Below are 18734 nucleotides of genomic sequence, written 5' to 3' on the forward strand. Positions count from 1 at the left end.
GGTCACCGTTCTACGCTAGCCCGCGCCCCGCGTGGCCTTCTGGGAGGTCCTTCACAACGGATGCCGCGATCCGTAGGACCTTCTCGACAGACTCCTCTTCACCGACGGAGATCCGGATGCCGTCACCGGCGAACGGGCGGACGATCAGTCCGGCCTCTTCGAAGGCCCCCGCGATGGCGAGCGTCTCGTCGCCGGCGGGGAGCCACACGAAGTTGCCCTGCGCGGTGGGCACGTCCCAGCCGGCGGCCCGCAGCGCGGCGGCGAGGCGGTCGCGGCGCTCGGCGATGACGCCGACGCGTTCGAGCAGCTCGTCCTCGACCTCGAGGCTCGCCAGAGCCGCCTCTTCGCCGAACGCGGTCACCGACAGCGGGATCGCGGTGCTGCGCGCGGCGTCCAGGATGCGCGGATGCCCGACGGCATAGCCGACCCGCAGCCCTGCGAGCCCGTATGCCTTCGAGAAGGTCCGCAGCACGACCACGTTGGGATGGGCGCCGCTCGCGAGCACCGTCTTACCGTGCACCGCGTCGGGGTCGGTGACGAACTCGGCGTACGCCTCGTCGAGGATCACCAGGATGTCGGAGGGCACCTTCGCGATGAAGGCGTCGAACGCGGCCTGCGTGACGATCGGGCCGGTGGGGTTGTTGGGGCTGCACACGATGATGGCGCGCGTGCGGTCGGTGACCCCAGCAGCCATGGCGTCGAGGTCGTGGCGGGCGCCCGCGGCGAGCGGCACCTGCACGGCGTTCGCCCCCGCGACCACCGCGAGCCACGGGTACGCCTCGAAGGAGCGCCAGGCGTACATGACCTCGTCGCCGGGACCCGCCGTCGCGAGCACGAGCTGCGCGAGGATCGACACGCTGCCGGCGCCGATGTGCACGCCGTCGGCGCCGACGCCGTACCGCTGGCCCAGACGCTCACGCAGGCGTGCGGCCGTGGCATCGGGGTAGCGGTTCAGCGCGGTCGATGCCTGCACGCGCTCCAGCACCCCGGGCAGCGGGTCGAACGGGTTCTCGTTGCTCGACAGCTTGAACGCCTCGGCGCCGGCCTGCTTGCCCTGCTTGTACGGGGGCAGCGCGGCGACCTCGGGGCGCACGCGAACGGGAAGATCGGGAGCGTCGGTCACGCCCCCAGTCTACGAATCGGAGCGACTATGCACGGGGGACGAGGTACGATTCCCAGACGGCTGCCGACGCATCGAGATCGACGCGTCCCTCCGCCGCGCCGATCACGAGGTCGAAGCCCTCGTCGGTCGTCATGTCATGGCGGTACCCGTTGAGCCAGAGGAAGGTCACCGTGAGGGTCCACCCGCTGCGCTTGTTGCCGTCCACGAACGGGTGGTTGCGCACCACGCTCTCCATGAACGCGGCCGCCTTGAGCGACAGCGTGGGGTAGGCGTCGTCGCCGAACAGCGTGGTCGCGGGCCGCGCAAGCGCGGAGGCCAGCAGTCCGGCGTCGCGCACGTGGAACCCGAGTCGCCGCGCAATGTGCAGCGCGTCGTCGAGAGTGAGGAACTCGGTCACGCGTCTTCGAGACGCTGCAGCAGTTCGGCATCGTGGCTCAGCACGAAGTCGATTGCGTCGTCCACCGCAGATCGCCGACCGCGGCGCGCGACGACGAGTTCGACGCCCTGCACGACGAGGGAGTGCTTCGACACATGCTCGGCCTCAGCGATCGCGTCCAGTGCACGGTCGAGCTCTTCGGGCAGTCGTACGGTCATCGCCATCTCCTCAGGGTAAGTAGATACCATTTCGGTATCAAGGGCTCGGCATCACGAATGCTGGCCGCCGGGGACCGCCCGTGGAAGACTGGGCGCACCATGGGCTTCCTCATCCGCGTCGTCGTCAACGCGTTCGCGATCTGGGTCGTCACCCTGATCCCGGCGCTCCAGGTCACCGTCGTGCCGTTCCCGCCGGGTGACACGCTGCAGATGGTGCTGACGCTCCTGATCGTCGCCGCCATCTTCGCGCTGGTGAACACGATCATCGGCACCGTCATCAAGGTGCTGGCTTTCCCGATCTACATCCTCACGCTCGGCCTCATCGGCCTGCTGATCAACGGCTTCCTGCTGTGGCTCACCGCCTGGCTCACGCACTGGTGGAACTGGGGTCTGCGCGTCGAGGACTTCTGGTGGGGCCTCGTCGCCGCGATCGTCATCTCGCTCATCAACTGGATCTTCGGGATCTTCCTGCGCCCCAAGAAGGACTGACGCGGCGTCATCCGCCCGCGTACGGCGCGATGACCGGCTCGCGGTCGCGCACCGCGGCGTACTCGGCGACCTCGACCGTCCGCGCCTGACCGAGCTCGTCGAGCACGGCGCGCACACCGGCCACCCGCGGGTCGGCGGACGCATCGACGAGCGCGGCCGTCTCGACGTAGGCGTTCAGCCGGTGCGCGGGCAGTGTCGCATCGTCGAGCCCGCTGTCGGGGTCGAACACGCGCTCGGCGACGAAGCTCCCCGGTGCACCCACCGCTTCACCGTGCCCGCCGCCGGCGAGCGCCACCACGGTGTCGTCGGAGTGGCGCAGCGAGACACTGAGAGTGTCAGGGCCGACGTCCGCGTCGACCGGCGAGCCGAGCGACACGAGCGTCCGCACGTCGTAGTCGCTCTCCAGCGCGAGGTGGGCGCCGATCATGCCGCCCTGTGAGAACCCCACGACGTGCAGCGTGTCGCCCGGCTCAACGCCGGCCGCTGCGAGCGCAGCCTCGGTCGCTGCATACGAGTCCGACATCTCGCCGCGGTAGAGCGAGACGTTGGACGCGTTGTCCCACGGTTCGTCGCCGCCGAAACCCTGGGACTGCATGCCCGCGATGTAGACGACGGCCTGCCGCGAACCGTCCGGCATCGTGTACTTCTCGACCCGCACTCGCGCCGCCCCGGCGCCCGGAACCCGCGCTGCCGCCGCCGCAAGACTCTGCGGCGCGACCGGCGGCGACGGGTTCGCGGCGGTCGGCGCCGCCAGCCCGACGGCCGTCGAGCCCGCCGCGCCGGGAGCGACGGCAGGGATGCTGCCACCCGGTGCGGCCGCGGGCACGGGGGTCACCGTGACCGGCCCCGCCCTGCCCGCGAGCCGCGCATCGGGCGCGAGGCGGCCGGTGCCGCCGAACCCGGTGATCACGGTGCCGGCGAAGGTGAGAGCGCCGAGCGCCGCACCGCCGGCCACCGCCCACGGCGGACCGACGAGGTCGCCGCCCTCGACGCCCAGGCGCGTCGCCTGCCGCACGATCTCGTGCTGCCATTCCGTGGCGAACGTGTACTGGGCCGAGAACGCCTGGGCCGCGGCATCCGGGTACTCCTCGATCACCGCCGCGCGGCGGGCTTCGAGAGACGTCACCAGCGCGTGGTCGCCGGCGGCGTGCGCCGCGCGCAGGTGCGCGTCGAGTTCGACGACCTCGTACGCCGCGGCTGCCGCGAGCAGTGAGGCGGCGATGCGGTCCGCGCCGGCCTGCACCTCGTGCAGCCGCGCGTCGAGCGTCGAGGCACTCAGTGCGGCGTCCCACGCATAGCGACGCTCGGCGAGCAGTGTGTTCGCGAGCCCGCCGAGGCGCGCGCGGATCCCGTCGAGCTCGACCCGCGCCCCGGTGAACCGGCCGGCCGTCGACCGCAGCGTCTCGGTGTCGACCGAGACGGCGCCGCCGCCGGTGATCTGCAGGCCACCGTCGCTGTCGGGCGCGAGGCCGTTGAGGCCGCCCCAGAGCCCGTCGTCCGGTCGCGCGTGACCGGAGTCGCCGCCGGGAGCCGGTTTCGCCCGCGCGTCGGCGCTCACCGCGCCGCTCCGCCCTGCAGCGAGGCGAACCAGGCCGACTCGGCGAAGGCCGCACGGTCGCGCGCCCTGGCCGCTTCGAGCCGTACCGTCTCGGCGAGGCACCGCAGCCCCGAGACCTCGCCCGCCCACGCGTCCGCCTGCTCGTGGAAGGCGGTCGCGGCTCTCGCCTGCCACTGCGTCTCGCCCGACAGACGGCGGGCATGGGCCGCGGCATCCTCGAGTCGTTCGATGAGCCGCGCGACCTCGTACGCGACGATGTCCAGCTGATGGGATGCCGAGGGCCCTGGTGAGAGGTATGTCACCCGTTCATCGTCGCGGGGCCGGCCACCGCCGTACCGTGCGTCCAGGCGATCTGTGGATGACCCGCGCGAGGTCGCCGGATGTGGAGGAGGCGCCGCACCCCGGGAGGATGCGGCGCCTCGCTGACGTGGCGTCGGGCCCGGCTGGGATCTCAGCCGGGCCCGAGGCTCACGCGGCTTTCTGGCCCTTCTGGCCCACGACGACCGTGACGGTGTCGGTCGCGGTGTTGCCGGCGGCGTCGGTCGCCGTCCACGTGAAGCGATACACAGCGCCGTTGACGGCCTTGACCGTAGCGGTGCGGTCGCCGGTCTGCGTCCACGAGCCGCCGCCGGTCACCTCGACGCCGGTGAGCTCGACCGTGACGTCCCCGTCGCTCTCGTCGGCGGCATCCACCGCGAACGTCACCGGCACCGCCTTGTTGTTCGGCGGCATGATGACCGACTGGTCGGCGGTCACCTCGATGGTCGGCGGCGTGACGTCCGGCGGCGTGAGCTTCAGGCCCACGATCACCGGGTCGTGATCGCTCGAGCGGTACGGGTCGGGCGCGTAGAGGGCGTCCTGCGCCGGCTGCTTGAACGACATGTCGTAGTCGATGAGGCTCGGCTCGTCGGCGTTGATGTGCCAGGCCGCGGCACCCGTGACGTCCGCCGTGAGCTCGGGCTGCGCGAGGGCGTAGTCGAGGTACCCCGACTGGCCGTCGAACACGTACGAGTAGGCGTGCTCGCCGCCGAACTGCTTCTCCAGGTCGGTGAAGCCGCCCTTCACGAACTCGCCGATCGAGTCCTCGTGGTCGTACGAGTTGAGGTCGCCGATCACGATCGCGCGTCCGTCGGGCGCCACGGTCTCGTTCAGCCACGTCGTGAGCGCCTTCGCGGCGGCTGTGCGGGTCGCGCTGCAGTTGCCCTGGCCGTCCTTGAGGTCGGGGCTCTCGCTGCACGCCGAGCCCTTCGACTTCAGGTGGTTCACCGACACCACGAACTCCTCACCGGACTCGGTCGACACGAACCGCTGGGTCAGGCCCGGCCGGTTGCGGTTGTCGAGCCAGGCCGGGTCGACGGCGCTCGTCATGAGCTGGAAGCCGCCGACCGGGCTGACCGTCGCCGGCTTGTAGATGAGTGCCGTGGCGATCGCGTCGCCGCCGATGACGCCGGTGATGACGGGCACGTAGGTGCCGGCGCCCACCCGTGCGTTGAGGGCGTCGGCAAGCGCCTGGACGGCTGTGCCGTTGTTCTCGATCTCGAGCAGGCCGAACACGTCGGCGTCGATGTCGGCGAGCGCCGAGACGATCTTGTCCTGCTGACGCTGGAACTCCTCGGCGGTGTCGGCGCCGCGGTAGTAGTCGTCGTCGCCCGAGTTCGTCGGGGTCGGGTCGATCGAGGTGAAGTAGTTCAGCACGTTGAAGCTCGAGATCCTCAGGTCGCCGCCTACCTCGGGCACCTCGGGCCGCGGGTTGCCGACCGTGAAGTCGGCGCCCTCCGTGGGCTGGATGCCCCACACGTCGAAGCGGTAGTCGAGCACGCCGGTGGCGTTCTGCACGAGGTCGCCGCTGCGGAACGAGTGGTCGAGCGTGAAGAGCTCGCCGTCGGGGTGGATGGCCGGGTCGGGGTTCTGGCTGCCGCGGCCGTCGTCGAGCGTGATGCTGCTCGCGAGGTTGGCGGCTGCCAGCGCGTTCGCCGCGGCGCCCGGCTCGACGACCGCGGTCGGCGTGTCCTGGCGGCCGTCGGTGAGCGTGATCGTGCCGAAACGCCCGTACTCGAAGGTCTCGCCGATCGTCAGCTGCTGCGGGAGCGTCACGTACATGCCCTCGAGCGCTTCGCGCTGTTCGGTGGATGCCGGCAGGGTCAGTGCCTGCGGGGCCGGCAGTGCCTGACCCGTCGCGCACACCTCGACGTCGGCGGCGACGATCTCGGTCAGGCCGAACTGCTCTTTGGCCGCGCCGTAGACGCTGACGACGTCGCCGGCCGAGACGGCCGCGCCGCCGGGCGCGTAGACGAACACGCCGTCGGACGTGGCGGGGTTGCCGTCACCGGCGTCCTGGATGTAGTAGCCGTCGAACCCGCCGGCCTGGAAGTCGCCGACCACCGTGCCTTCGACGAGCACGTTCTGCCCGGCGACGGGGGTGGTGGTGCCGGAGCCCTGCACCGAACCGATGGTCACGGCCGTGGTGGCGGCGCAGTCGGCGCTGCCGCCGGGGCCGGGGTCGGTGGGCGGTTCGAGGGCGCAGTCGGCTTCATGGCTGCCAAGACCGGTGAAGGTGTTCGTGGCGAAGCCGACCCATCCGACCGAAGGGTCGAAGACATCGGAGCCGTTCGTGTCGCCGACGCAGGTATCGGCAGCACGGCGGAGTGTGTTGTCGGCGGTGGAATTGAGGCCCGTGCCCCATTCACCCGAGGCTGGTCGGTTGCCGATCTGACCCAGGACGTCGACGATGACGCCGTTCTTGGCCAGGGCGATGGCATCATCGCCGTTGAAGAGACTGGAGGTGGTGGTCTGGTCCGCGGCCGCCAGGATCACGGGGTCGACATTCGTGCTGGTGGTGCTGCCGGCGGCGAACACGAAGACGTCATCGGCGGCGACAGTGCCGTTGAGCGCGAACGTGGTGGGGGTGGTGGAGCCGTTGAAGTACATCTGCAGCGAGTACCCGGCCGCACCGAGGTCGACGCTCGCGGTGCTCGGGTTGTAGATCTCGATCGCCTTGTTGATCGAGGTTCCTTCGACGTACTCGCTGATGAGCAGATCGCCGGATGCCGCGGCCGCGGGCGCGGTGACCGCGACGGCGCCGGCGGCTCCGAGCGTCAGCGCCGCGAGCGCGGCCACGAGTCTGCGGGGCGAATGGGACACAGGACCTCCACATGGGATCTGGCGGTCGGTGGACCGCGCGGGGAGTTCACGGGCAAGCCGGTCGCCTCCCCGCCACGACACAAGCTAGGGCCGAGGCATCCCTCACCGGAAGACCTGAGGGGCACGAACCCTTAACGTTCGGTGTCGTCTCGGCCAGAATGGAGGCCATGACCGCCGGCGACGTGGCACCCTTCCGCGTCGTGTTCGTGTGCACCGGGAACATCTGCCGGTCGCCGATGGCCGACGTCGTGTTCCGGGGATTCGCGGATGCCGCCGGCCTCGGTCCGCGCGTCGCATCGACGAGTGCGGGCACGGGTGATTGGCACGTGGGCGAGCGGGCCGACCAGCGGACGATCGACGCACTTGCGCGCGCCGGCTACGACGGCTCGCATCACCGTGCGCGTCAGTTCACGCACTCCGACTTCGCGCGCAGCGACCTCGTCGTGGCGCTCGACCGCAGCCACGAGCGCATCCTGCGCGGGTGGGCGCGCAACGAGGCGGACTCCGACAAGATCGCGCTGCTGATGTCGTTCGACGCCTCGGCGCACACCCTCGACGTCCCCGACCCGTACTATGCCGGCCCCGGAATGTTCGACGAGGTGCTCGGTATGATCGAAAGCGCGAGCCGGGCGCTCTTCCGGCAACTCGAACCCGCGATCCGCCCGGTGCCGTGACCCGGGGATCGAACGACGTCTTCGACGACACGACGGGAGCCACCGTGACCTCTCTTCCTCCGCAGCCCCTGAGCCCGCTCGACGGCCGCTACCGCGCCGCCGTCGGCGAGCTCGGCGAATACCTGTCCGAGGCGGGCCTGAACCGCGCGCGCGTCGAGGTCGAGGTGGAGTGGCTCATCGCCCTCACCGACCGCTCGCTGTTCGGCACGACGCCGCTGTCGGACGACGACAAGTCGAGGCTGCGCGCCCTGTACCGCGACTTCGGCCAGGCCGAGATCGACTGGCTTGCCGAGAAGGAGTCAGTCACGCGCCACGACGTGAAGGCCGTCGAGTACCTCGTGCGCGACCGCCTCTCGACGCTGGGGCTCGACGCCGTCGCCGAGCTCACCCACTTCGCGTGCACGAGCGAAGACATCAACTCGACCTCGTACGCCCTCACCGTGCAGCGCGCGGTGCAGCAGGTGTGGCTGCCGAAGCTCCACACCGTCATCGCTTCGCTGTCGGCGCTCGCGGTGAAGCACCGCGACGCGGCGATGCTGTCGCGCACGCACGGGCAGCCCGCCACCCCGTCGACGATGGGCAAGGAGCTCGCCGTCTTCGCATGGCGCCTCGGCCGCGTCGCCGACCAGATCGAGAGCGGCGAGTACCTCGCGAAGTTCTCGGGCGCGACCGGCACCTGGTCGGCGCACCTGTCGGCCGCGCCAGACGTCGACTGGCCTTCCGTGTCCCGCGAGTTCATCGAGGGGCTGGGGCTGGACTTCAACATCCTCACCACCCAGATCGAGTCGCACGACTGGCAGGTCGAGCTGTACGACCGCGTGCGGCACGCCGGCGGCATCCTGCACAACCTCGCGACCGACATCTGGACCTACATCTCCATCGGCTACTTCACGCAGATCCCGGTGGCCGGCGCGACAGGCTCGTCGACGATGCCGCACAAGATCAACCCGATCCGGTTCGAGAACGCCGAGGCGAACCTCGAGATCGCGGGCGGCCTGCTGGCGACACTGTCTTCGACGTTGGTGACGTCACGCCTGCAGCGCGACCTCACGGACTCGACCACGCAGCGCAACATCGGCGTCGCGTTCGGGCACTCGCTGCTCGCGCTCGACAACCTGCAGCGCGGCCTCGGCGAGATCTCACTGGCCGAGAGCGTGCTGCTGGCCGATCTCGACACGAACTGGGAGGTGCTCGCCGAGGCCATCCAGACCGTGGTGCGCGCCGAGATCGCCGCCGGGCGGTCTTCGATCTCGGACCCGTACGCGCTGCTGAAGGACCTCACGCGCGGCCGCCGCGTCGGGGCGGCCGAGCTCGCCGAGTTCGTGCGCGGCCTCGACATCGGCGACGAGGCCAAGGCGCGCCTGCTGGCCCTCACGCCCGCGACCTACGACGGCCTGGCGTCGAAGCTGGTCGACGAGCTGGGCTGATCCCCCGCGGACGGGGCTGCCCCGACACAACCTCGGATCCGCACGTGCACAACCTCGGATCCGCACCTGCGGAGCCGCGACCCGACACGCCGGGTGGCAGCATCCCGAACCGGCGTGTCACCCGCCGGATCCGCACCTGCGGATCCGATTCTGTGCGGCGTCAGGACTTCGGATCGGTGGATGCCTCGATGCCGGGCTCCCCGTCGGAACCAGACCCGCCGGCCCCGGGCTTCGCGTCGCCGGCTTCGGGCTTCGCCTCCTCGTCCGGCAGCAGCACGGGCTTGTCGATCTGCTTGGTGACCTGCGCCGGGTCGACGGCGAGCAGCAGCAGCGACACGATCAGCAGCACGGCGATGAAGCTCACGCCCGCGATGATCAGGGCGACGACGACGGCGCGCGAGGCTTCGTCGGCGGTGCGCTGCTGGAAGAAGCCCATCGAGACGAGGGTGACGATGCCGGCGAACAGGGCGGCGCCGAACGCCATCCCGAGCAGCTGCAGGGGCTTGAGCAGGTCGCGGCGGGTAGGGCTTTCGTGGCTCACGCGGAGTCCTTCCGATCAGCCGGCTCGACGGAGGCGGGTTCTTCCGTCGTGACGGCGTCCGCGTCGGACGACGTCGGTCGCGGCGAGAAGCCGGCGATGCCGAGGTAGACGGCGACGATCGCGGCGTAGCCGCCGAACAGTCCGACGCCGATGGTGATGCCGGTGAGGGTGCCGGTGACGCCGGCCTCGTCGAGCCGGTAGGTCAGTGCGTAGGCGGGCTGGACGCAGAGCAGCGCGATGCCCAGCACGATCGACACCGCGCCGACGACGATCGCGTCGCGGCTCTCGGAGCGGGGGCTCGCGGGCACGGCCGGGCGTGCGTCCGCGACTCCGGGGACGATCTCACGGCGCTCGGGGCTGGCCTTCAGTCCGCGCCAGCCGGCGACGAGCTCGATGGTGCCGCTCAGCAGAGCCCACGCGATCACGGTGACGAAGAAGCCGGTCACGGTGCGCAGCGGGAACAGCCCGGTCGCCATGCCCGCGACGAGGGTGACGACTCCGAGCGCGATCGAGGACCACCGGCGCCCCGCGGGGTACACGAGCCAGGCCGCGAGCAGGTGCACGAACGCCGTCGCGATCGCGAAGCCGCTGAAGACGGCGCTGCCGACAGCCGCGGAATGATCGGACGAGAACGTGATCATGAGCGCGGCGATCGCCGCGAAGGCGGCGCGTGCGAGCTGCACGTGGCGCACGTCGAACGTGCGGGATTCGGCTGTGGTCACGGTGATCCTGCGGCGGAGGGTTCCCAGATCAGGGAAACGGATGCCTCCAGTCTACGTGCGCGGAGCCTCGGGGTTCCCCGAGCGCCGGCCGCCGGCATCCACCCATTCCTCCCCGACCATGCCCACCCCGCGCCCACCGCGCCCGTTCCACGCCCACCGTGTCCGTTTCGCCCCCACCGGGCCCGTTCCTCAATCGGGCATGGTCGCGGGCGACAGGGCATGGTCGCGGGCGACAGGGCATGGTCGCGGGCGACGGGGCATGGTCGCGGGCGACGAGGCGCGGTCGACGGTCAGGACAGGGTGTCGAGGATCGCGGTCAGCAGCTCGAAGGTCGTGAGAGGGGAGATGATCGCGAAGCGCAGCACGGGCTCGCCGTGATGCGAGCTGGGCACGACGAAGCCCTGCTGCTCGTCGAGCAGGCGGGCCGACCACGCCTCGTAGTCGGCGAGGCTCCAGCCGTCGCGCCGGAACACCACCACCGACAGCTGCGGTTCGCGCACCAGCGACAGTCCGTCGCGGCTCTCGATCTCGTCGGCGATGCGTCGGGCGAGCTCGATGCCGTGGGCGATCGTGGCGCGGTACTGCTCGGTGCCGTGCGTCGCGAGCGAGAACCACAGCGGCAGGCCGCGCGCGCGGCGGGTGAGCTGGATCGCGAGATCCGACGGGTTCCAGTCCGGCTTGCCGGTGAGGGTGTCGAGGTACTCTGCCTTCTGGGTGTGCGCGTCGAGCGCGAGCGACGGATCCCGGTACAGCAGCGCGCACGCGTCGAAGGGCGCGAAAAGCCACTTGTGCGGGTCGACGATGAGCGAGTCGGCGAGGCCGACGCCCTCGAAGGCCGGCCGCGCCTCGGGTACCAGCATCGCGGCGAGACCGTACGCGCCGTCGACGTGGAACCACACGCCGCGCTCGCGCGCGGCCGCGCCGACACCGGCGATGTCGTCCACGATGCCGAAGTTCGTGGTGCCCGCCGTGGCGACGACCGCGAGCACCGCGTCGGCGTGCTCGTCGAGCACGCGCGCGACGGCCTCGCCGCGCAGGCGGCCGTCCGCGTCGACCTCGGCGGTGGCGACGTCCACGTCCATGACGGCGGCGGCTGACGCGATCGACGAATGCGCCTCGGCGCTGCACACCACGACCCAGCGCGCGGGCGCCGCGCGTCCTTCCGCAGCCGCGCGACGGCGGGCGTCGTCGCGCGCCGTGACGAGCGCCGACAGATTGCCGATGGTCCCGCCCTGGACGAACACGCCGCCCGCGGCCGCCGGCATCCCGAACTCCTTCGCGAGCCAGTGCAGCACCTCGTTCTCGGCGAACACAGCGCCCGCGCCCTCCATCCACGACCCCCCGTATACGGCCGAGGCCGACACGACCACGTCGAACGCGAGCGAGGCCTTGCTGGGCGCTGAGGGGATGAATGAGAGGTAGCCGGGGTGGTCGGTCGAGATGCAGGCGGGCGCGAGGACGTTCTCGAACAGGGCGATCGCGCGGCGCGCCCCGATGCCGTCCGCGGTGATCGAGCCCGACGCGAGGCGTTCCAGGTCGCGGGGCGTCATCGGCTTGTCGAGGGGCACGTCCCGGTACAGCGCGCGGCGACGCGCGTAGTCGAGCACGTCGTCGACGGTGTGGGCGGTGTCGGGCGAGATCGCGTGCATGTGGTCGGGGGACGTCGCAGACATGGCGCTCCTCGGTCGACGCTGACGGTTTCGGACTGCAGATCACGCTAGGCGATCGGGCAGGAATGGAGAAGCGGATGGATGCCGCGGCCCGTAGCGTGAGGTTCATCAGGCGCACAGCGCCCCGAGCGTGAAGGAAGTGGATCATGGCCGAGAAGGCATCCGGGACCCTGTCGGACATCGAGCGCGAGGCCGTCAAGCAGCGCGCGAAAGAGCTGCGCGAGCAGGCGAAGGCGGGCAAGAACCGCGAGGCCGGCCTGAAGCAGATCCAGGAGGCGATCGACAAGCTCGACGGACTCGACAAGCAGATCGCCGAGGCGTTCCGTGCGCTCGTCCTGGACGTCGCACCCGACCTTATGCCGCGCACGTTCTACGGCTTCGTCGCGTTCGCGAACGCCGACGGCAAGGTCGTGGTGTACTACCAGCCGGCCAGCAAGTTCAAGACCCGGTACGGCACGATCAGCTTCGACGACCCGGCGCACCTCGACGACGGCGACGTGTGGCCGGTCAGCTACGCAGTCCTCGCGTGGAACGCCGACATCGAGAAGAAGTTCCGCGCACTGGTGAAGACCGCGGCGTCCTGAGCCGGCGCGGGCCCGACGACTCAGGCCAGGAACTCGAGCGCGGCCTCGCGGAACACCCGCGACCCCGGCGCGTTGAAGTGGTGCCGCCCCGGGATCTCGAGGAACGTGCCGTGCGGGGCGGTCGCGGCAAGAGCCCGCGACCGCTCCAGGATGGCGTCCTCGCTGCCGGTTGCGAACAGCACCGGCTGCACCGGCGGTCGCTCCGGGTCGGGATCGGCGTCGCCGAACCGCATCCCCTCGGCCAGCCCGATGAGTGCCCGCAGGTCGTTGTCGTGCACGCGCTCCGCGAGGCGCACGTAGTTCTGCGTCACCGGGTCCTCGACGGGGGTGCCGTTCTCGGCGTACGCGCGGGCCTGCTCGATCCGCAGCCTGCCGAGCGGCCGTCCGTCCGGGATGCCGCCGAGCACGGCCCGCCCGACGTGCTCGGGCGCGTCGACCGCGAGCTGCCAGCCGACCCGGGCACCCAGCGAGTAGCCGAGGTAGCGCACGTCGTCGACGAGATAGGTGTCGAGCACGGTCATCAGGTCGCCCACGAACGCGGCCATCGAGTACGCCCCGGCGTCGTGCGGCTTGTCGCTCGCCCCGTGCCCGCGCTGGTCGACCCCGATGACGCGGTAGCCGGCGCTCGTCAGCATGCGCACCCAGCCGGTCTCGACCCAGTTGTCGCGGCAGCTGGATGCGAAGCCGTGCACGCACAGCACCGTCTCGGCGTCGGGCTCGCCCCACGAGTAGGTGGCGATCTGGTACCCCTCGGCCGACATGATGTAGCTCGGGTGGGGCATCTCGGTGCGCAGGATCGGCGCGACGGCATCCATACCGCCATTCTGCTCCCCGTGCGACGGGGGCTCGGCCGTCGCCACCGGGCGCAGCGTCAGAAGACGTCCCACTCGCGCGCCCGCTCGACGAGCACCTCGATGACCCGGCCGGCCGCCGGCGACGGCGCCTCGGCCGCCCGGATCGCGAGGTGCAGCGTGTTGATGGGCGCCTCGTCGAGACGATGCAGCACGACCACGGCGCCGGCGTCGACCGCCGGCTGGGCGAGGTACCGGGGCAGCGCCGAGACCCCGACGCCGGCGATGACGGCCGAGAGCACACCGCGCAGGTCGGGCACCGTCATGGCGACCGGATTGGCCGGCCGATGCCCGAACTGGCTGCGCCAGTACCGTCGCACGATCGAGAGCTCGGCGTCATAGGCGACGAGCGGCAGGTGCTGCAGCGCGGCTGCAGGGTCGGCGGCGAGACGCGCCGCGTCAACCGTGCGGGCGATCGAGGGTGCGCCGACGAGCACGAACTCCTCGTCGACGAGCCCGCGATAGCGGATGCCGCGCATCGGCGCCCGCACCGACGACACCACGACGTCCAGCTCGGCATCCGCCAGCCGCGCCAGCAGGTCGTGGGCGAGCCCGAGCGTGAACGCGATCCGCACGCCCTGGACGGTGAGCGGAGCGAGCGCCGGCACGAGTCGCGCCGCCGTCACATCGCTGGCCGCGCCGATGCGCACCGTCGCGGGCGCGGACGCCGCCGGCGCCGCCCACACTTCGCGCAGCCGGTCGACGGGCTCGCCGATGCGGGCGGCCAGTGCATCGCCCGCGGCGGTGGGCGTGACGCCGCGGGCGGTGCGCACGAGCAGCTCGTCGCCGAGCTCGGCCTCCAGCCGCGCGATCCGCTCGCTCACCGCCGGCTGGCTGACCCCCAGCCGCGACGCGGCCGCGGTGAGCGACCCCGCGCGGTGCACTTCGAGGAACGTGTGCAGCAGGTCGAGCTCTTGCATGCGGCATCCACCCATCAAGAAATCTATGGCTGCAGACCAGCGTACGAAATGAAGGCGATGGATGCCTCGTTCCTCACGTCAGCGGTTCGCCCGAGCCGCGGAACAGGAGCAGACATGGCACACGTACTCATGGCGGTCACCGGCGCCGACACCATCACCCTCGCGGACGGCACCGCGCACCCGACCGGGTTCTGGGCGGAGGAGCTCGTCGAGCTGCATCGCGGCCTGGTCGAGGCCGGCCACGACGTGACGATCGCGACGCCGGACGGCGTGCGTCCGCCCGTCGACCCCGGCAGTCTCGCTGCCGAGGGAGCCGACGCGCTGCGCGCCTACCTCGACGGGATCGACGACCTGCTCTCGCACCCGCGCGGACTGGGCGATGTGCGCGACGGCGAGTACGACGCGATCGTGCTGCCCGGCGGTCACGGGCCCATGGTCGACCTCGCGGTCGACGCCGATCTTGGCCGCCTTCTCGTGGACGCCGCCGATCGCGACGCGGTCGTCGGCGTGCTGTGCCACGGCCCGGCCGGCCTGCTGAGCGCCGTGCGTGAAGACGGCTCGTTCGCCTTCGCCGGGCGCCGGATCGCCGTGTTCACCGACGACGAGGAGCGCCAGGGCGGGCTCGGTGAGGGCACGCCGTACCTCGTCGCCTCACGTCTGGCCGAGCTCGGCGCCATCATCGAGCCGGCGACCCCGTGGTCGGTCGAGGTCGTGCGCGACGGCCGACTGGTGAGCGGCCAGAATCCGCAGTCGAGCGTCACCACCGCGGAGCAGGTCGTCGAGGCGCTGGCCGAGCGCTGAAACCTGGCAGATTACACACCTCGCCGTCGCATGACAAGCCTCCTGAGGCATCGCACGATCGTGCCTAACGTCGAGGCATGCGACCCCGACGGACCCACCGGTCCTGAAGAGCAGCGAATGATCCGTGTCCACCACACGAAGGGAGATCCGCCATGGGTCTGGGAGACGACATCAAGCACAACATGGAAGACCTGAAGGGCAAGACGAAGGAGGCGGTCGGGGACGCGACCGACAACGAGCGTCTTCAGGCCGAGGGTATGGCCGACCAGGCCAGCGCCAAGGTCAAGAAGGCCGGCGACGACGTGAAGGACGCGCTCACCGACGATCGGTGATCTGCCGGCGACGGTGCCCGGGTGCAGCGAGGCGCCCGGGCACCGTCGTGTGCGCGATGAGGCGTGTGCGCGGTCAGGCGACGGGCTGCTGCAGCTCGGTGACCCAGGTCGACTGCGGGCCGTCCGCCTGCAGGTAGACCTCGCGGCACGGCCCCGAGAACTCGCCGCCGTCGGCCACGACGGCCTGCATGAAGGCGCCCCACGCGGCGCCGATGCCGCTCATCTCGCCGTGGTAGGTGGTGACGGCGGCGCGCTCGACGGCGGGCAGCTCCACGACCTGCCAGGCGTCGTTCTCGACGGGCTCGCCGTCGGCGATCCACGAGACCCACACGCGCAGGTCCTCGGTGCCGTCGATCGGCTCGTACCAGAAGATGCCGGGCTCGCGGTAGGCGACGCCGGACGCTTCGAGGGCGTCGTGGAGCCCCGGCAGCACCGTGTCGATCGCGGCCGGCACGTTCTCGCTGCCGGCGGCCACCGCCGATACGGCGTAGACGGTGACGGATTCGATGCTCCGGTATTCGACGGTGGTCATCTGTGTGTCTCCTTCGAGGTGACGGAGCTGTTCGTCCAGACGCGCGAGGCGCGCGGTGTCGGCCGCGACACTGGCGACGAGGTCGGCCCGGCGGCGTTCCAGCACGCGCCGCAGCGCCGCCGTCTCGTCGTCGGCGTGCAGCACGTCGAGGGCGTCGTCGAGCGGGCAGCCGAGGTCGCGCAGCTGCGCGATGCGCAGCAGCGGTGAGAGCTGCTGCGGCGCGTAGCGACGGTAGCCGGTGCGCTCGTCGACGTCGGCGGGCACGAGCAGGCCGATCGCGTCGTAGTGCCGCAGCATCCGCACGCTGACGCGTCCGAGGGCGGCGAACTGTCCGATGGTGTACATGGTTGAGACCACCCTCGACGATGACACAGTGTGAGGGTCAAGGGAACAATGGGCCTGTGCAGCTGACGGTGCTCGTCGAGGGTGAGAGCGACCGCGTCGCGCTGGAGACCCTCGCGGCGCGGATGGGCGTCCGGATGCCGGCGGTCCGGGTCGTCGGCGGCTCGAAGGGTGCGCGACGCGCGGCCGACGAGCTGGCGGGCGAGCGGCTGATCGGGCTGGTCGATGCCGGCGAGCGCGCGGACTTCGAGCGGGTGCTCGACCGCGTCTTCGTGTGCGACCCCGACCTGGAGGGCGAGTTCGTGCGCGCGCTCGGCGTCGACGGCGTCGAGGCCGTCATCGCCGGGCAGGGCGAACTCGGGTCGTTCCGCAGCCTGCAGCGGCAGCCGTTCCAGCGCGGCCGGCCGGCCGAGGCGCAGCTCGCCCGCTTCTTCGGCGGCCGCAGCGGCAACAAGGCCCGCTACGCGCGGCTGCTGGCAGAGGCGGTGCCGCTGGATCGGGTGCCGGCGCCGCTCGCGGGCCTGCTGGCCGAGCTCTGAGCGCGCGCCGGGTCAGACCATCGCGGTGATCGCCTTCTCGAGCTGCAGGGCACCGATGACCAGCAGCAGCGCGGCGTTGAGCACGTGGGTGTTGCCGGCGATCCAGGTGCGCATGCGGTCCAGGCTCGGCTGCGCGCGCTCGCCCGCCACGACGACCCAGACGACGGGGATCGCGATGGGCAGCACGCCCAGGACGGCGAATCCGAACGCGACCCAGAACGCCTCGGTCGTGCTGACGTCGGCGAGGACGATGTCGAGCCCGGCGATGATCGCGCACGACGCGTCGACCGGGTTGATGACGAACAGCCCCACTCCCAGCAGGAACGTGCGGCCGGGCTTGAACGTCGAGACCGACTGCAGCCAGCCGGGCAGCTTCGCGGCGTGCGCGACGGCCTTCGGGCCTTCGGCGGCGGCCATCCGCGCGATGCGCTCCGCGCCGCGGTGGTAGACGTACCAGGCGCCGCCGACGAGCAGCAGGCCCAGCAGCAGCCGCACGATCGCGACCCACAGCGGCGGCTCGTGCAGCGCGCGGATCTGCAACGCGGAGAAGATCCACATCGACAGCGCGAGCACTCCGACGATGCCGACCGCCCACCCCAGCAGGAACGCGATGCCGTTGACCCGCGCCAGCCGCGAGAGCAGCACCGCGACGAGCGCCATGATCGCGAGCGGGCTCAGGATGACCCCGAGCAGGGGCGGAATGAGCTGGACGATCAGATCACCCATGGCACCTCACCTTCGAACGAGGCCGGGATGCGGCATCCACTCACGCCGCGTTCGTAGCGGATGGCGCGCGCCGCGCCCCGACTGCCAGAGTCGAAAGCGCCCACCGACCGGAAGGACGCCGTGTTCCCCTCGCCCTACGACGCCTGGTTCGCCGACGCGCCCATCGACGGCACCTACGGGTACGACCTCGACGCACTGCGCGCCGTGGCGCCCGTGCCTGCGGCCGCCGGCTTCCCCCCGACGTGGCGGCGCTGGCGTCGTGAGGCCGCGGAGGCGGCCGCCCGACCCGAGCTGACGTCGCTCGGCCGCAGCGGCGCGCACGATGTGTTCGAGGTGGCGTTCGGCACGTCGGACGGCCTGCGCCTTCGGGGATGGTTCGGGATGCCGGCGGCCGGTGCCGCCCGTGTCGGCATCGTGCACAGCCACGGGTACGGTGGCCGCGACGCGCCCGACTTCGCGCGGGTGCCGGACGACGCTGCCGTGATCTTCCCGGTCGCGCGCGGCCTGGGAGCCCTCAACGTCGAGGTCGGCGCCCCGTCGACGTCGGACCGGCACGTGCTGCACGGCATCGAGAGCCCCGAGACCTATGCGCTCGGCCGCTGCGCCGCCGAGCTGTGGACCGCGGGCGACGTGCTCGTCGAGCTCGCCGGCGACCTGCCGCTGTACCTGGTGGGCGAGAGCTTCGGCGGCGGCATCGGCGCCCTCGCGCTGCCGTGGGACGATCGCCTGATCGGCGCGACGCTCGTGGTGCCGAGCTTCGGGCAGTACGACATCCGGCTGCAGGTGCCGTGCCTGGGCAGCGGTGAGCACGTGCGGACGTATGTCGCAGACCACCCCGAGGCTCGCGAGGTGCTGCGGCTGTTCGACGCCTCGACGGCGGCGACCTTCGTCCGCGTGCCGGTCCGTGTCGAAGCAGCGCTGTGGGACGCGAGCGTACCCGCGCCGGGGCAGTTCGCGGTGGCCAACGCGGTCGCGCAGGCCGAAGCGGCGGGCACCGGCGCGCGGCTCGAGCTCGAGGTGCTTCCGGCCGGTCACGCCGAGTATCCGGGAATCGACGCGGTCGCGGCACGTGCGGCCGCGGCGACCCGCGCGCACGTGACGGCCAGCCTGGCGACCGCGTCGACCCGCCACTGGCAGACTGCGAGAACACGTCCTTCGTGACCTCACC

At 71.4% G+C, this 18734-nt stretch carries 21 protein-coding genes; 8 read left to right on the forward strand and 13 right to left on the reverse strand.

Annotated features, from left to right (window positions below):
• Positions 1-10: 10 nt before the first annotated feature.
• Genes IF188_RS18880 through IF188_RS18890 form a run of 3 tightly spaced genes read right to left on the reverse strand, consistent with a single transcriptional unit; the run spans position 11 to position 1717 of the window.
• On the reverse strand, positions 11-1123 hold the full coding sequence (locus IF188_RS18880) for a histidinol-phosphate transaminase (protein WP_191173357.1): 1113 nt from the start codon (positions 1121-1123) through the stop codon (positions 11-13).
• Positions 1124-1148: 25 nt separating this feature from the next.
• Positions 1149-1520, reverse strand: a complete 372-nt coding sequence (locus IF188_RS18885; protein ID WP_191173358.1) for a type II toxin-antitoxin system death-on-curing family toxin — start codon at positions 1518-1520, stop codon at positions 1149-1151.
• Positions 1517-1717 carry a ribbon-helix-helix protein, CopG family gene (locus IF188_RS18890; RefSeq protein WP_191173359.1) on the reverse strand — a complete coding sequence of 67 codons (201 nt, stop codon included), beginning with the start codon at positions 1715-1717 and terminating at the stop codon, positions 1517-1519. The genes IF188_RS18885 and IF188_RS18890 overlap by 4 nt, the downstream gene beginning before the upstream one ends.
• A gap of 99 nt (positions 1718-1816) precedes the next feature.
• Here IF188_RS18890 and IF188_RS18895 point away from each other — a divergent pair, with 99 nt between their 5' ends.
• Positions 1817-2206, forward strand: a complete 390-nt coding sequence (locus tag IF188_RS18895) for a phage holin family protein (RefSeq protein WP_191173360.1) — start codon at positions 1817-1819, stop codon at positions 2204-2206.
• 7 nt (positions 2207-2213) lie between these two features.
• Here the strand turns inward: IF188_RS18895 and IF188_RS18900 are convergent, their stop codons facing one another.
• From IF188_RS18900 to IF188_RS18910, 3 genes are all read right to left on the reverse strand, one after another.
• Positions 2214-3764: a hypothetical protein gene (locus IF188_RS18900; RefSeq protein WP_191173361.1), complete on the reverse strand. Its 1551-nt coding sequence runs from the start codon at positions 3762-3764 to the stop codon at positions 2214-2216.
• Positions 3761-4066: a hypothetical protein gene (locus IF188_RS18905; RefSeq protein WP_191173362.1), complete on the reverse strand. Its 306-nt coding sequence runs from the start codon at positions 4064-4066 to the stop codon at positions 3761-3763. Before IF188_RS18905 ends, IF188_RS18900 begins: the two co-directional genes overlap by 4 nt.
• A gap of 166 nt (positions 4067-4232) precedes the next feature.
• Positions 4233-6905, reverse strand: a complete 2673-nt coding sequence (locus IF188_RS18910; protein ID WP_191173363.1) for an ExeM/NucH family extracellular endonuclease — start codon at positions 6903-6905, stop codon at positions 4233-4235.
• Positions 6906-7072: 167 nt separating this feature from the next.
• On the opposite strand from IF188_RS18910, the gene IF188_RS18915 reads away from it, so the two are divergent.
• Together IF188_RS18915 and purB are read left to right on the forward strand one after the other, a co-directional pair.
• Positions 7073-7579 (forward strand): low molecular weight protein-tyrosine-phosphatase, encoded by a 507-nt coding sequence (locus tag IF188_RS18915; protein ID WP_191173364.1) that lies wholly within the window; start codon positions 7073-7075, stop codon positions 7577-7579.
• Positions 7580-7623: 44 nt separating this feature from the next.
• Complete coding sequence (purB, locus tag IF188_RS18920) at positions 7624-9006, forward strand: adenylosuccinate lyase (RefSeq protein WP_191173417.1); 1383 nt, start codon at positions 7624-7626, stop codon at positions 9004-9006.
• A gap of 160 nt (positions 9007-9166) precedes the next feature.
• Here purB and IF188_RS18925 read toward each other — a convergent pair whose 3' ends face one another.
• The 3 genes from IF188_RS18925 to IF188_RS18935 all read right to left on the reverse strand — a co-directional run bounded on the left by IF188_RS18925 (position 9167) and on the right by IF188_RS18935 (position 11942).
• The gene (locus IF188_RS18925; protein WP_318152945.1) at positions 9167-9547 is read right to left on the reverse strand and encodes an amino acid transporter; all 381 of its coding nucleotides are present in this window, start codon (positions 9545-9547) and stop codon (positions 9167-9169) included.
• Positions 9544-10269, reverse strand: coding sequence for an acyl-CoA synthetase (locus IF188_RS18930; protein WP_191173365.1), 726 nt, complete (start codon positions 10267-10269; stop codon positions 9544-9546). Before IF188_RS18930 ends, IF188_RS18925 begins: the two co-directional genes overlap by 4 nt.
• A 290-nt stretch (positions 10270-10559) precedes the next feature.
• Complete coding sequence (locus IF188_RS18935) at positions 10560-11942, reverse strand: pyridoxal phosphate-dependent decarboxylase family protein (protein ID WP_191173366.1); 1383 nt, start codon at positions 11940-11942, stop codon at positions 10560-10562.
• Between the two features lie 143 nt (positions 11943-12085).
• Here IF188_RS18935 and IF188_RS18940 point away from each other — a divergent pair, with 143 nt between their 5' ends.
• Positions 12086-12523 carry a hypothetical protein gene (locus IF188_RS18940; RefSeq protein ID WP_191173367.1) on the forward strand — a complete coding sequence of 146 codons (438 nt, stop codon included), beginning with the start codon at positions 12086-12088 and terminating at the stop codon, positions 12521-12523.
• Between the two features lie 20 nt (positions 12524-12543).
• Here the strand turns inward: IF188_RS18940 and IF188_RS18945 are convergent, their stop codons facing one another.
• A complete protein-coding gene (locus IF188_RS18945) occupies positions 12544-13338 on the reverse strand; it encodes an alpha/beta fold hydrolase (protein WP_191173368.1) in 795 nt (264 codons plus the stop codon).
• A 56-nt stretch (positions 13339-13394) separates the two neighbouring features.
• Positions 13395-14294: a LysR family transcriptional regulator gene (locus IF188_RS18950; RefSeq protein WP_191173369.1), complete on the reverse strand. Its 900-nt coding sequence runs from the start codon at positions 14292-14294 to the stop codon at positions 13395-13397.
• Positions 14295-14408: 114 nt separating this feature from the next.
• Here IF188_RS18950 and IF188_RS18955 point away from each other — a divergent pair, with 114 nt between their 5' ends.
• On the forward strand, positions 14409-15095 hold the full coding sequence (locus tag IF188_RS18955; RefSeq protein WP_191173370.1) for a type 1 glutamine amidotransferase domain-containing protein: 687 nt from the start codon (positions 14409-14411) through the stop codon (positions 15093-15095).
• Between the two features lie 152 nt (positions 15096-15247).
• Positions 15248-15427 (forward strand): CsbD family protein, encoded by a 180-nt coding sequence (locus IF188_RS18960; RefSeq protein WP_191173371.1) that lies wholly within the window; start codon positions 15248-15250, stop codon positions 15425-15427.
• A 73-nt stretch (positions 15428-15500) separates the two neighbouring features.
• Here the strand turns inward: IF188_RS18960 and IF188_RS18965 are convergent, their stop codons facing one another.
• Positions 15501-16304: a MerR family transcriptional regulator gene (locus IF188_RS18965; protein WP_224752146.1), complete on the reverse strand. Its 804-nt coding sequence runs from the start codon at positions 16302-16304 to the stop codon at positions 15501-15503.
• Positions 16305-16360: 56 nt separating this feature from the next.
• Here IF188_RS18965 and IF188_RS18970 point away from each other — a divergent pair, with 56 nt between their 5' ends.
• Complete coding sequence (locus IF188_RS18970) at positions 16361-16840, forward strand: ATP-dependent endonuclease (protein ID WP_318152946.1); 480 nt, start codon at positions 16361-16363, stop codon at positions 16838-16840.
• Between the two features lie 12 nt (positions 16841-16852).
• Here the strand turns inward: IF188_RS18970 and IF188_RS18975 are convergent, their stop codons facing one another.
• Positions 16853-17566 carry a GAP family protein gene (locus IF188_RS18975; protein WP_191173374.1) on the reverse strand — a complete coding sequence of 238 codons (714 nt, stop codon included), beginning with the start codon at positions 17564-17566 and terminating at the stop codon, positions 16853-16855.
• Positions 17567-17686: 120 nt separating this feature from the next.
• On the opposite strand from IF188_RS18975, the gene IF188_RS18980 reads away from it, so the two are divergent.
• Positions 17687-18727 carry an acetylxylan esterase gene (locus tag IF188_RS18980; RefSeq protein WP_318152947.1) on the forward strand — a complete coding sequence of 347 codons (1041 nt, stop codon included), beginning with the start codon at positions 17687-17689 and terminating at the stop codon, positions 18725-18727.
• Positions 18728-18734: the final 7 nt, after the last annotated feature.

The organism is Microbacterium helvum, from assembly GCF_014779795.1.
GTDB classification, from domain to species: domain Bacteria; phylum Actinomycetota; class Actinomycetes; order Actinomycetales; family Microbacteriaceae; genus Microbacterium; species Microbacterium helvum.